Genomic DNA, 13,821 nt, shown 5'->3' with positions numbered 1-13,821 from the left:
GCGAAGTGATGAAAAAGCGGCTAACCATTACCGGGAGTACACTCCGGGGGAGGGAATATACTTTCAAAAAACAGCTGGCAAAAGAAATTGAGGAGCAGGTTTGGCCATTATTGGACACTGGTCAATTAAAACCGCTTATTTACAAAACTTTTAGTTTTGAGGATGTCATCCAGGCGCATGAACTGATGGAGTCCAGCGAACATATCGGGAAAATTGTTTTGGTGCGTGAGTAGCTAAATATTCGCTTTACACCAGCGTCTTGTTTGTATAGCTTGGAATCCAAATCAGCTTAACTGCTAAAGGAAGCAAATCTGGATTCCAAACAGAATAGCTGCCGGATGACGCCAGTGTCAATTTAAAAAGTATCCGGCTGTATGCATTAATATTCTATGACTATCTTACCGATAGACTTACCACTTTCCAGCAATCCATGGGCCCGTTTCAGGTTCTCGGTGCTAAATCCAGAAAGGCACTGATTGATTGTGGGGGTGATTGTTCCATTTTCAAAAAGGGTCGCCGCCTGGTTCAGAATGTGGTGCTGACGGATCATGTCTTCTGTCTGAAACATTGATCTGGTAAACATCAGTTCCCAGTGAAAGCTGACGCTTTTTCCTTTTAGCGCCCTTAAGTTTACGCTTTCTACCGGATCGCTGATCGATCCGATCTGACCTTGTGGCTTGATGAGGGTAACCATCGCATCCCAATACATATTGACGTCCACGAAGTCAACTATAAAATCTACCTGTTGGAAACCGGCCTGTTGAACTTCCTCAACAAGGTTCTGATGATTCACGACAAAATCTGCGCCCTGTTGCTTACACCATTCTTGACTTTCGGCACGGGAGGCAGTAGCGATGACGGTTAATCCGACTACTTGCTTCGCGATTTGAATGGCAATAGAGCCCACACCTCCTGCGCCACCGATGATAAGCAATGATTTGCCGCTGTCACTTTCATTGATCCGGATACGGTCAAAAAAAAGCTCCCAGACCGTAAGAAGGGTTAGGGGCATGGCGGCGGCTTCTGCCCAGGAAAGGTTCTTGGGTTTTCTACCCACAATGCGCTCATCCACCAGCTGATATTCTGCGTTGCTGCCGCTTTTGGTGATATCACCCGCATAATACACGTGGTCTCCCTTTTTGAATAAAGTGACCTCGCTTCCGGTGTCTTCAACAATACCTACCGCATCCCAGCCAATTATTTTGGTTTGCTCAAGTACCTGATCTTTTGCGCTGTTCTGCCTTACTTTATAATCTACCGGATTGACGCTAATTGCGAGGATTTTAACCAGCATGTTTCTGCCGTTGGCTTCAGGTTTTTCTGTTTCGAAGGAAATAAAGCTTTCCTCTTCGCTAATTGGTAACGATTGTCTAAATCCTATTGCTTTCATTGAAATATTTTTAAATACTGATAAGTGTTAGCGCTAAAAAGTGAGTAATTTTTAAAAGATTTATTTTATAAATTAATCCAACTACTAAATTAATGGCATGCCGCATCATTAACAATAATAGCTCCGTCATTTTCAAAAGTTTTAGTTTTCGAACCGATACACGATTGTGGTTTTTTGAAAAAACCATTTGCATCGTTAAAGGGTGCAGAAAGTCGTTTCGGTAGCTACCAGTACCTTTCTGTACGATTTTCGCATGTCATGATTGGTTATGAGCTTTTCCAAGCCGCACAGATATGAGCGCTTTTAATACCCTTACTGCCAAGGGCTTGAGGTATCGAAAACCAATTACATAATCGGTGTGTTGTGAGAATAGCGATCAAGTTTAAACTTATACAAAACGATTATGGAAATTTCAATTACTAAGAGCAATCCTGGAAATCTAGCGGGCAGATCAGATAAATTGGCTGTTCAAAGGAAGGAGGAAATGGACCGTAATGCCCTGGAAAGTGACGAAGATACCCTTGAGGCGGAAAGTTTTGGTGCCACTACCGGAATAATAAATGCTGATGATCCAGATGAGCTCGATCAATGGGCAAGGAAATTCCAGATAAGTGTACAAGATTTAAAGGCGGCCATTGTACTCCATGGCCATAAAATTCCGGACGTAAAAAAATATTTAAGCATTTAATATGGCTGAATTACCAGACCTTTCTGTTTTTGCAAAGATACTCTACAGGCGTTTTAAAGGCATGACTTTGGAGAGGATAGAGGTTACTGTTGCTAAAAAGCTAAATGTAAGTAGTAAAGAAGTTAAGCAATGTTTGGAAGGACAGCGGCTTGAAAACGTATCCCGTAATGGGAAAACGCTTCAGCTACATTTCTCTACCAACCAGGTGCTGGGTATACATCTGATGCTTCGCGGTGAATTGGTTTCGCTAGATGTCGAGGTGAACCCGAAATATCAGATACTGGGATTTCATTTTAAGGGTGGAGAAGGTTTTGCTGTGGTGGACCTTCAAAAACAGGCTACTCCAACCCTCAACCCTCCAAGTACAAAGGTTCCTGATGCGCTGGAAATGGATGAAGCATATTTTCTGGATCTGCTTTCCAGAAAGAGAACAAACCTGAAAACCCTGATGATGGATCAGCATCAAATGCGGGGGATTGGTAACTCCTATGCCGACGAGATTTTATATCACGCTGGAATCTCACCTTTTTCAATAGCAAAGGCCATTCCTGTAAAGGAAGCCAAAAAGCTTTTTAAAAGTCTGCGTCACGTGCTGGAGAATGCGATCAGGGATATTGAAAAAGAAAATGGAGATGAACTTAAGGGGGAACTTCGTGATTTCATGCGTATACATGGGGCCGGGATCAAAGTAACTGCAAAGGGGGAAGAAGTCTTAAGTGACAGAATCGGTGGCCGCAAGACTTATTTTGTGAAATCGCAGCATTTATACAATTGATATGTAAAGGCTGCGGATAGTGCAAAATAATATCGGTGCAAAAAAATAATACTTGTGTTTTTAATGCTCATCAGCACGATCACTCAAGGAATATGATAGTGCTGATGCTCACATTGATCCTCAACAAGGAGATTCCATAGGATATGGCATATTGTATATATCGCCTGATCAAATTTAGTTTTTGAAATCCCCGGATAAACAAAAAGCTATATCCTTCTGATATACTTATCCCTCAGATTTTTGATATTTTTTATTGCTGCTGCTGAGAAGCGGAATGGCTTATCCTTGTCTCGTCTGGATGCCAGATCATAGATTAAAAAAAAGGAGAAGGGATCATCGAGTGACTTTAAAAGCTTACGCTTAAGACCATTTTTTTCAATATAATGTGATAAGTATGTCCCGGGGACATGACCACTTGAAAACGGTGTCCCCTTAAAGTAATCTCTGGTGCGTAAACTTTTCCAGCTACCTGCACCCATCTGAAATAAAGAATCCATTCGTGGAAGGATTTTTTTGCCCTCATCAAAAAATTCCTGGAAATATCTCTGGGTAGGCAATAACTTAGTTGCGGTATCAGTCATATATTTTTTATCCACCATATCAGCTGATCCCTCATTCAGTACCCTGTACATCGCCATTACAGCGCTCTCATCCTGTGGCTCTATATTGAATGTGGGTTGAGGGCGAAGCATATGATGAAGTTCATGTCCGCCCAATGCGCCCATTTTATTCTGATCATTTTTGAAAGCACAGAGCAGCGTGTAAATGATTAGACCTTCCTGCGCATGCGCATCATTATGAATAGGAATAATAGCTACTTTCAGATCGGGCAGCGTTTTATGGGAAGTTTTTGGGAGCGCCGAATAGGCATATTGATAAGAGGTTTCAAAATAAGACCTTGGATTTGCATCAATTGTCTTTAGATATGCTTTCATATCCTCCTCGTTAATTTTATACTGATTAATCATATAGGTAAGCCAGTAGGAATTTGGATCAGCAAGTCTTTTCTTCAACCGATCGGCATTTTGAGGCATATACACGATTTGCATATTCTTGCGGTAAGACTCAAAATACTCATCATCTACACCCTGATCAGCCATATAGTCTTTAACGGCCTTGTCAGAAATAAATGTTTTCCATGCCGACCGGCTTAAGGTATCGCCATTTTTAAGTTTTGCAGTGATCTCAAAATATTTGTAACACGTTGAGTCTACAAAGGATTGTGCAGACGAGTGAAGGGTTAAAGCTAGGAGCCCTAAAATAATGATGCTTAGAAAATGATTTGGTTTATTCACTGTTATGTTGGTTTGGTTTGCTTTTCGGTCGCAAACATACTAAAGCAAATGTTGGTTTTTAAAACCAAAAACTTTCTGGAATAAGATTCTTCAATTTTCAATTAAAATCATAGAATCATTTGTTGACAAAGGTTCAATTCGCAGAATGCCTTGGTATCAACGCAATTGTTTCGAGATATTTCAATTTAAGAATCCAGCGAAAATACAATTCTCAATGATGCTGGCAGCTCTACATTCCCGCCCATTAGCAAGCCTGATTAGGAATTAGGTACTCAAATTTAGCAAGAAACCAATTGGTATCATCTGTCGACAAAATCATTTAATGAGACTGCAAGTGCCGTCTTACATCTTTTTGCGATATTAGAATATATGGCTTCCACTGTCAAATTGAACCTTGATAGTTACCCTTTATTTTTCGGGATCCCAAAATACAATAAAACTATTGTTACGTATGCATATATACTGTTTTAAGCTATAAAAATTGTTCTGGGGTGTCATCCCAAATGGGGTCTTAGATTTCTGAATTCTACCTATAAAGTTGGCCGAAAATATCGCTTTGGATATAAGGTACTCACTCATAAGCTTGTATTATACTAAAAAATGAATCATAAAAATTTGTAATACTAAAAATATTAGTATAAGTTTGTAATGCACTAAGGCAGGGTATTTATGATCAGGACGTTTGAAAATAGAGCAGAGCAAAAGATTTCGGGATTTCAGTCACCTGCTGCGGATTATCTGGAGGGGCGGCTTGATATCGCCTCTACACTGGTCGTAGATCCTCATTCCACCTTTTATTTTCAAATGAAAGGGGGTGCCTTGTCGTCGATCGGCATCCATGACGGAGATATTCTGATTATTGATCGCAGCTTAAATCCTGAACATGGCGCTATTGTCATTGCCTTTGTGAATGGAAACTTTACCTGCCGGATCTATCAGATCGCAAGTAAGGTTCCGGTACTGAAAAATGATAACGATGTCATCTTCCAGACAGAAATAAATACTTTGCAAGTTTGGGGCGTAGTGACTTCGATCTGCCGCAACGTATTGCCTAAATCACTTAAAACCGGGAAGTACCGCCATGTTTGCGCTTTGTGACTGCAATAACTTCTATGCCTCTGCCGAGCGTCTGTTTCGTCCGGAGCTTCAAGGTAAGCCTATTGTGGTGTTAAGCAACAATGATGGCTGTGTTATTGCCAGAAGTGAAGAGGCGAAAGCCTGTGGCATCAGGATGGGGGATCCTGAATTTTTGGTTAGAGACTTGATTAAAAAATTCCAGATCAATGTCTTTTCCAGCAACTATGTACTTTATGGTGATATGAGTGAACGCGTGATGCACCAGCTTGGACGGTGGTTCCCCAGACTTGATGTTTATAGCATTGATGAAGCTTTCGGCTGGCTGGGGGGCATCAACAACTTGAATTCCTATGTCCCAAAAATCAGAACAGCGGTAGTGCAGAATACCGGCATTCCCGTATCCATTGGTGTGGCACCGACCAAGACCTTGGCTAAACTTGCGAATAAACTCGCTAAAAAATACAATGGCGTCTTGGTATTGGATACTGATGAGAAAATTGCCTCTGCCGTTAAAGACTTTCCTGTACATGATTTGTGGGGAGTGGGCAGACAATACTATAAAAAATTTGAGGCACTGAAAATAGAAACGGTCGCACAGTTGAGAGAAATGCCTGAAATGTGGTTTAAACAAAATATGACTATTATGGGCCAACGCATGTACAGTGAGCTGTGGGGCAGGCCATCTATCCCGCTGGATGAAATTCGTGAGGCCACCAAAGGGATCACGGTCAGCCGTTCGTTTCGCAACTACATCGAAAGCCCCGAAATACTTTCAGAAGCATTGACGCTTTACGCGAGCAGACTGGCTGAAAAGCTGCGGGCGCAGGGGCTCCGTTGCATGTACCTACAGGTGTTCTTATATACCAATAAAAATCGCGAAGACCATCCACAGCATTTTCCCAGCCATACCCACAAATTACTAATCGCCAGTAACAGTACCACTGATCTGGTGAGCATCGCGGTCAAGGTAGCGCAGAAACTTTTTAAGTACGGCATCAAGTATCGAAAAGCCGGGGTGATCGCAACGGGGCTCATCCCGGAAAGTGAACTTCAGCTTAACATCTTTTCAGACCACGATGGTGGTAAAAAAGATACGGTTTCTGCAGTCCTAGATAAGCTCAATCTTGCCTATGGCAGGGGAACCCTTAGAATGGCGACTGAAGGATTTGAGAAAAAATGGAGACTTAAGCATGAATACCTATCCAAGGGTTATACCACACGCTGGAGTGACATCATAAAAGTAATTTAAATTAAACGTCAACATCAAAATAATAAACGGCCTCAACTAAGAATCCACAAACACATAAAACAAAAAAGTAAAGGAGATATAGCGATGTGCGGAAGAACACTGATCGGCGAGAGCAAAGCCATGGCAGCAAAAGCAGGCCTCATCTTAGGCGGGGAAGCAAAACCAAAAGATACCAATCGTCCTCCGGGTACCGATATGCCTGTCATTCTGGATGCCCGTCCGGGTAAACTTCATTATATCAAGTGGGGGCTGATCCCATCATATTCCAGCGAAATTCCAAAGTTTAATACCACCTATTGCCGCATTGAAACTATGCAGTCTTTGCCCACTTATAAACACCTGGTCGGCAGGCGTCACTGCGTGTTTGTTGTGGAAGGTTTTTATGAGTGGGACAGGAGTAGTGGTCAAAAACAGCCTTACTTTTTTGAGCGCCAGGATAAAGCACTGATGCTGATTGCTGGTTATTGGGACAGCTGGAAAGATCCAAAGACCGGCATTGTCATTCCCTCCTGTACTATGATCATGCAGCCCGCCAATGAATTTATGTCCCGGATTCACGACCGCATGCCCTGCATGCTCACTCAGGGCGAAAGCGCCATCTGGCTTGATAGGGAACTTCCAGTTCAGGAAAGATTAAAAGCCTTGCATCCTGCGGATAATAATTTGCTGAAAGGTTGGCAAGTCGATAAAAAAATCAACAATGCCAGAAATAAGGATGATGATAATAATAAGCCCTCAGGGCCCGATCTGACGTTATTCAACTAAATGATGGATGAAAATGTCACCAAATAAAACAAAGGGAATAGTACGTTGTTATTCGTCTACATTTTACTTATAAGTAAATAGCTTAACTTCAAAAAACAATTTAAAGGCGGTCGTGAGATAGCCTTTTTTTGTTCCGCCTCTTTGCAAACTGATGGTATTCGATTAATATCATTTTTTATCTTTGCCAGTACACATGAACGGAATACAAGATATACAGGAAACTTTTGGAAATATTGATATTTATCTTTTTGATCAACTGCTTAAAGGCACCTATCAAAATTGTCGCACCGTCTTAGATGCGGGTTGCGGAACCGGACGAAATCTGATTTACTTTCTGAACAATGCGTATGATGTGCATGGAGTTGATCATTATCCTGAATCCATTAATCAAATAAAAAGTCTTGTTAAAGAAACTTTAAATTTAAAGGCTGCTGAAAATTTTCATATCGCTTCGGTAGAAGATATGCCGTTTGAAAATGACAAATTTGACCTGGTGATCAGCAGCGCTGTTCTACACTTTGCGCAAAGTCTCGGGCATTTTGAGGGGATGTTGTGTGAGATGTGGCGTGTGCTGAAACCAGGTGGCTATCTGTTTTGCAGACTCGCGTCAGATATTGGAATTGAATCTTCTGTGCGGTTTATCGGAAACGGAAGATACATACTGCCTGATGAGTCAGAACGCTTTTTGGTCAATCAGGAAATGCTTATCCGTTTAACCAAAAAGCTTGGCGGAATCTTGCATGAGCCTATAAAAACTACTAACGTGCAGAATTTGCGAAGCATGACCACGTGGTGCGTGAGAAAGGGAGAATGAGTAATTTTATGTTTTTTAGATATATCGTTAAAAGGTGAATTATGGCTTGCATGACGCCCGCTGAACTTGCACTGGTAGCGCGAAGATTGGAAGAGATATTTAAAAATTTCGATATTACGCTTAAAGTTGGTATTCCAAATATTATTGCGATCAATCTACCATACGAGATTTCCTTTAAAGATGAAAATGCTATGAAAGCGTTCGGTTATCGGTCACTAACTGCTGCAGGCATACGATTATATTCTGACTTGGAATTGGTATTTATCGATTTTGCCAAGCGTGAAACTAGTATAATCTTAAAGGGGATACCTAAAGAGGACATAAATAAATAGTCTAGGATTTAATTGTTTTTGAAACCTTCTAATATGCCATGATATTATGCTTCAACCGTTCTATCGTAGCTGGTGGAAATCACTTGATATAAGTATATTATCAAGTAGATGAAATCTACCGGTGAAGCAAGCAGTATTTATTGGCTTGTCAAGACTTTTATAAAATTTATCTTGCAAAGGCGCTATTGAAATTACGGCTGTGCAAATAAAAAGGTGCTTCCGTTTTACCGGAAACACCCAACTAAACCAAACCAAATGTTTTTAAATAAATCGCGTATCAGTAACCTGGATTTTGTTTCAACTTCGGATTTGCGCCAAGAATGTCCCTTCCTATAGGGAAAATTTCCGTGTGTTTATCCGCATCAGGTTTTTTATCCCACCAGGTTCCGGCATTGAAAACTCCCCAACGTATTAAATCCGTTCTCCGACGGTTTTCGCCAATAAACTCTCGTCCCCATTCATCAAGCATTTCCTGATCAGTGAGTTGACTGCCATTTGAAGTATATAGGCTTGGAGATCCTGCTGGATAGTTGCGCTGCCTCACCTGATTTAAAAATCCTGCGGCAGCAGCTTTGTCCCCCGCACGATACCTGCATTCGGCAAGAGTGTAGTACACCTCAGATAGACGTATTTCTGCATAGGCAGAAGTGATACGATTTGGATCCGGAGTAGGGTACACTGGATATTTTACGAGAAACACACCAGAATTGTGATCTGCATGATTCATATTGGACTCCTTATCGTTGATTCTTGTTCCTGGTTTTGCCGCTAGAAAGAATCCTACCTGGTCTCTGATGAAAAGTGCATAAGGACCCTTATTGCCACGTACTGTATCTGGTCGGGAAACACCATTTGTTGTAGCGGTGTAAGGAAGATAGCCATAGAGGAACATTCCTTCCCGTTTACTGTTTCCGAGATTTTTGTATTTTTTCAATCGCAAATCATCAGGGTATTTCTGAAATTTTACAAATGGTTTTCCCAGCGTATGGCCGTATTCCACGCTATCTACGTCCCGTCCGGGCTGTAAAGCAAATCTTGGGTTTGATCTACCGAAATCTGTAAATCCGCAATACAGGGGTGCAGCATCATAGGTCATTCCCCAAAAGAACATTCCACTATCATATTGCCAGTGAGTTCGGGCCAACGTACCTGGAAATCCATAGATTACTTCAGAATTCAGCGAACTGTTGGTATAATCGAAAGGCGCATCCCATCTGGTGTCTAAGGTATAACTTCCATATTTTCCACCAATAATATCCCGACAAACCGCCTCACATTCGGTAAACTTATCTGTTCCGATATATACTTTGGCGTTTAAATAAAGTCTTGCGAGCAGCGTGGCTGCAGCAGCTTTTGTCCATCTCCCTATACCTGTAGCTCCAAGCTGTTCCCGCATTGGTAAATCTGGAATTGCGGCTTTCAGTTCGGATTCGATATAATTGAAAGTTTCCTGCGGGCTAGACTGAACCCCGCCTTGCGTGCTGCTTTTTACATCTGTTACAATTTCAATGTTGCGGTAAAAATCGAAAGCGCGTAGGTAGAACCAGGCTCTTAATGTCCTGAGTTCTGCTTTAAAGTCACTTAATTCTGCCTGGGTGACGTTTAATTTCGCAGGATCGGCAATGGCTTCCATATCCTGAAGGGAGTTTGTAGAAAGCACAATTCCCTGGTAGAAATTTCTCCATGCACCATTGGTAAATCCGTCTTGGGGCGTCCAGGTATGATAATGCATTCTTTGATAGTATCCGCCATCCTGCCAATCGCCCTGGCGGTTAAAGGTACCAATTTCATCTGTGGAGTTTTCACCTACCGCGTAAACATCATTCCCCTGAATACTCCAGTAGGCATGTTCAAACGGACGCAAGAAATCCCTGATGACATCATCTCTTCGGGTAAGAAAATTCGCTGCGTCAACTCTATCATAAACTTCTTCATCAAGTTTTGTACATCCTGCTACCGCCAGCAACAGGACGATAAACATCAATATTTTATAATTTTTCATTTCTGTTCGTATTAAAAATTTACCTGTAAGCCAAAAATTAACTGGAGCGTGGACGGGTAGTAGTTCAGGGATGTATTTACACCTGGGGTTAAACCATTTACCTCTACCAGGTCCGGATCTCCACCGGTGTATTTAGTAAAAGTATGCAGGTTCCTGCCGGCAGCATAAATCCTGAAAGATTTTAGATATTTGATATTTAAATTCTGGCGATAGCCAAGTGAGACATTATCTATCTTTAAAAAGGAACCATTTTCCAGAAAGTAATCAGAGGCAATTGAAGTGGTTGAAGTACTTTTTAATAAAGAATATTTGCTTCCACTGTCATAAGCGGATTGAAGTACGTTAGCATCGGTTTGGCTGGATGGTGTTCCTAGATAAAATGCTGAGGTATTAAAAATTTTATAGCCGAAAGTTCCTCTCAAAAATATACCCAGGTCAAATTGCTTATACCTGAATGTATTTCCCATAGACGCGATAAATTTTGGTAAGCCATTTCCTACAAATTGTTTATCATCATTATTTGCCTGATTGGCAGGAACTACAGATCCATCCTTTTTATACACTAAAAGTGCGCCGGCATCATTTACACCAGCAGAACGAAGGGTATAAAATTCACCGATGCTGTGGCCTTCCTGGATTCTTTGAATATTTCCAGGCGAACCTGGTGCAGGTAATCCGGCAACATCCTGAAAAGTTCCTCCCTGGTAAAGGTCATTTGAAAAAGAGATGAATTTGTTTTTATTATAAGAAAGCGCCAGGTTTGCTGTATATTCAAAATTCTCTTTTTTAATGATTTGACCGGTTAAAGCCAGTTCAATACCATAATTTTTCATGGTGCCTACGTTGGTAAATGTGGTAGCTTGTGTATTTGGGGGAACAGATACGTTATAGTTTCCCAGCAAATCTTTATTCTTACGGGTATAATAATCAACTGAACCGCTTAGGCGCCCTTTGAGTATGGAGAAGTCAATACCCATGTTGAGATTTTCAGACTTTTCCCAGCTTAGGTTGGGATTTACGTTCGATGATGGTCCGTAAACCTGATAATACTGTCCGTTAAATGGAAAGTAGCCAGCTCCTCCGTAAAGTAGAAGTGAAAGGTAATTTCCAAAATCCTGGTTTCCGGTTACGCCGTAATCTGCTCGAACCTTTAGTTCATTAATCCATGGAAGTTTTTCTTTAAAAAATGTTTCTTCAGAAACCCTCCACGCACCAGATATGGCTGGGAAATTTCCCCACTTATTATTTGCTCCGAATTTTGAAGAACCTTCTCTTCGTAAACTGGCGGTTAAAATATATCGGTTATCAAAATCATAGTTAAGCCTACCAAAAAAAGCAATCAATGTAGAACCATTTTGAGTGGATGAAACAGCATTCTGACCTTGTCCTGCGGCTCCGCCGTTATACAAACCAGAACCTAAATTGTTCCATAAGTAAGTGTCGAAAGGAAAATCATAATTTTGTGCATACACCTGTTTGTAGTTATAAAGGGAGTAGGAGTAACCACCTAAGAGCTTAAAGTGATTCTTACCTAAATCCAGTCCATAATTTCCGGTCCATTCAATATTTTTCTGATCATCTTCCCGTTGTTCCTGAGAAGCAAAATTAGTTTGGGTTACCCTGTTGGCATTTACAATCGAAGAGAGTGTTGAGGGAGAAAAGTTAAGATTCTTGCCTGATCGGCTAATCTGAGAAATGGTGACTAATGTACTCAGATTTGAAAGAATATTCATTTTTAGGGATCCATTGATATCAAGCTCTTTAATTTCTGACTGTGATTTAATCAGGTTTGCATTCTCCACCGGATTATTGGAGAAGAAACCAGTGTTGATGAAATTATATTTTCCAGCGTTATTGAAAATCGGGTAGGTTGGATTTAGCGTCAGCGCGTTGTTGAAATTTCCCTGGTCGGCGTTGCTTGTATTCATGTATCTTGGCGCTGCGGTCAAGGTAGCCACAAACATGCCATTATCTGTGGTATGGTTTATATTTAGCCTTGCACCATACTCTCGTTTACTGGCCCGAAGATCTATTCCTTCTGCATTACGGTAATCTGCTGATGCAAAATAATTGGTTTTTGCAGATCCGCCTGAAAACTGGACCGTATGTTTTTGGGCAAATGCGGGTGATCGGGTAACCTCGTTGAGCCAGTTGGTTTGTGCGCCATAATTTTGCCCTTGTTTGTTTTGAACCCTGTTTGCGATAAATTCTTCAGCACTCAAATTCTCCAGTTTATTATTCAGGTAATCGAAGCTGGTAAAACCATCATAAAACATTTGCGACTGAGCTGTTCCTTTCTTGGTAGTAATGATAATTACACCGTTACTTCCTCTGGTACCATAAATTGCTGATGCGGCACCACCTTTTAATACATCGATACTTTCTATATCGTTTTGGTTGATGTTGTCAATATTTCCTCCGGGTACACCGTTGATAATATATAAAGGACCTAAGCCTGCGCTTCTTGAAGAAACACCGCGAAGTTGTATCCTTGGACTCGAGTTTGGATCAGCCGAAGCGGTGTTCGTAATGTTCAAGCCGGGAACCTTTCCCTGAAGGGACATGAGTGGATTATTTGCCGAAACTGTTAGTAAATCTTTGCCTGATACATGTGTAATCGAACTTGATACTTCTCGCTTATCAAGCGTTCCGTAACCCACACTGACTACTACAACTTCATTTAATTGATTAGCGGACGATCCTAAAGTAATATTTATCGTGTTTGCCGATGTAATGGCAATATTTCTGGTATCGTAACCGATGTATGAAAAGGAAAGAGATTTAGCGTTGGCTGAAACTGAAATGGTAAAATAGCCTTTGTTATTCGTGGTGGTGACAGCTGATTTGAGATTGTCAGTAACGTTTACGCCTAATAAAGGTGCCCCATCAGTATTGTCGGTTACTACGCCCGAAATGGTTCTGGTTTGTGCATTTGCTGTACCCGTGTAGAGACAAAGAAAACAGCATAGCATCATAATGTAAATAAAATTTTTATGCATAAAAGCGATGTTAGAAGGTTTTGGTTAGTTGGAGTTTAGGTTAATCATGAGCATCAGTCAATCTGATTAATCAATCAGGATTTTGCGCTATACCTAAAATCAGGGTGGGATGTAAGGGCACATTTCAAGCGATTTTAATCCCTTTGAATGCGGAAAATCGATGCACCTAAACGCAACTTGATTGATCCACAGCCTTCGGAATGATTTATATTTGGTTAATTAGGGAATGGGCAACAGCACAGTTTAATATCCTGCTGTTTTCCACTACCTAAAAATAAATAAAGCTTTTCCGCTATTAGCTGGATATTAATTAGCTCAAAAATTTTATAATGAAAAACTTGTTTTTATAAATGTAATACATTGAAAAACAGCTTTCTAAAAATGTATGCTTTCCTAATTATATAAATCGTTTTAATAGTATTTTCGAAAAAATTC

General features: G+C 40.9%; 12 protein-coding genes. 8 read left to right on the top strand and 4 right to left on the bottom strand.

The window, feature by feature from the left end; translation table 11 throughout:
- The coding region (locus OQZ33_RS13795) for a zinc-binding dehydrogenase (protein ID WP_265799605.1) at positions 1-233 on the top strand (233 nt) is incomplete at its 5' end.
- 146 nt (positions 234-379) lie between these two features.
- Here the strand turns inward: OQZ33_RS13795 and OQZ33_RS13790 are convergent.
- Positions 380-1,390: a zinc-binding alcohol dehydrogenase family protein gene (locus tag OQZ33_RS13790; protein WP_265799604.1), complete on the bottom strand. Its 1,011-nt coding sequence runs from the start codon at positions 1,388-1,390 to the stop codon at positions 380-382.
- Positions 1,391-1,793: 403 nt separating this feature from the next.
- Here OQZ33_RS13790 and OQZ33_RS13785 point away from each other — a divergent pair, with 403 nt between their 5' ends.
- Both OQZ33_RS13785 and OQZ33_RS13780 read left to right on the top strand, forming a co-directional pair.
- The gene (locus OQZ33_RS13785; RefSeq protein WP_265799603.1) at positions 1,794-2,078 is read left to right on the top strand and encodes a DUF3606 domain-containing protein; all 285 of its coding nucleotides are present in this window, start codon (positions 1,794-1,796) and stop codon (positions 2,076-2,078) included.
- A gap of 1 nt (position 2,079) precedes the next feature.
- The gene (locus OQZ33_RS13780) at positions 2,080-2,853 is read left to right on the top strand and encodes a DNA-formamidopyrimidine glycosylase family protein (protein ID WP_265799602.1); all 774 of its coding nucleotides are present in this window, start codon (positions 2,080-2,082) and stop codon (positions 2,851-2,853) included.
- A gap of 206 nt (positions 2,854-3,059) precedes the next feature.
- On the opposite strand, the gene OQZ33_RS13775 is transcribed toward OQZ33_RS13780, so the two are convergent.
- Positions 3,060-4,148, bottom strand: a complete 1,089-nt coding sequence (locus OQZ33_RS13775) for a DUF5700 domain-containing putative Zn-dependent protease (RefSeq protein WP_265799601.1) — start codon at positions 4,146-4,148, stop codon at positions 3,060-3,062.
- 669 nt (positions 4,149-4,817) lie between these two features.
- Here OQZ33_RS13775 and OQZ33_RS13770 point away from each other — a divergent pair.
- From OQZ33_RS13770 to OQZ33_RS13750, 5 genes are all read left to right on the top strand, one after another.
- Positions 4,818-5,246 carry a LexA family protein gene (locus OQZ33_RS13770; protein ID WP_265799600.1) on the top strand — a complete coding sequence of 143 codons (429 nt, stop codon included), beginning with the start codon at positions 4,818-4,820 and terminating at the stop codon, positions 5,244-5,246.
- Positions 5,230-6,474 carry a Y-family DNA polymerase gene (locus tag OQZ33_RS13765; RefSeq protein WP_265799599.1) on the top strand — a complete coding sequence of 415 codons (1,245 nt, stop codon included), beginning with the start codon at positions 5,230-5,232 and terminating at the stop codon, positions 6,472-6,474. The genes OQZ33_RS13770 and OQZ33_RS13765 overlap by 17 nt, the downstream gene beginning before the upstream one ends.
- Positions 6,475-6,558: 84 nt before the next feature.
- A complete protein-coding gene (locus OQZ33_RS13760; RefSeq protein WP_265799598.1) occupies positions 6,559-7,239 on the top strand; it encodes an SOS response-associated peptidase in 681 nt (226 codons plus the stop codon).
- 193 nt (positions 7,240-7,432) lie between these two features.
- Positions 7,433-8,053, top strand: a complete 621-nt coding sequence (locus OQZ33_RS13755) for a class I SAM-dependent methyltransferase (protein WP_265799597.1) — start codon at positions 7,433-7,435, stop codon at positions 8,051-8,053.
- 50 nt (positions 8,054-8,103) lie between these two features.
- Positions 8,104-8,385, top strand: a complete 282-nt coding sequence (locus OQZ33_RS13750; protein WP_265799596.1) for a hypothetical protein — start codon at positions 8,104-8,106, stop codon at positions 8,383-8,385.
- A gap of 277 nt (positions 8,386-8,662) precedes the next feature.
- Here the strand turns inward: OQZ33_RS13750 and OQZ33_RS13745 are convergent, their stop codons facing one another.
- Both OQZ33_RS13745 and OQZ33_RS13740 read right to left on the bottom strand, forming a co-directional pair.
- Complete coding sequence (locus tag OQZ33_RS13745) at positions 8,663-10,387, bottom strand: RagB/SusD family nutrient uptake outer membrane protein (RefSeq protein WP_265799595.1); 1,725 nt, start codon at positions 10,385-10,387, stop codon at positions 8,663-8,665.
- Positions 10,388-10,398: 11 nt separating this feature from the next.
- On the bottom strand, positions 10,399-13,386 hold the full coding sequence (locus tag OQZ33_RS13740) for a SusC/RagA family TonB-linked outer membrane protein (RefSeq protein WP_265799594.1): 2,988 nt from the start codon (positions 13,384-13,386) through the stop codon (positions 10,399-10,401).
- Positions 13,387-13,821 lie beyond the last annotated feature (435 nt).

It is taken from the genome of Pedobacter sp. MC2016-05 (genome assembly GCF_026239735.1).
GTDB lineage: Bacteria > Bacteroidota > Bacteroidia > Sphingobacteriales > Sphingobacteriaceae > Pedobacter.
The sequence above is the reverse complement of the archived record's forward strand: the minus strand, read 5'-3'. Positions and strand labels throughout refer to the sequence as shown.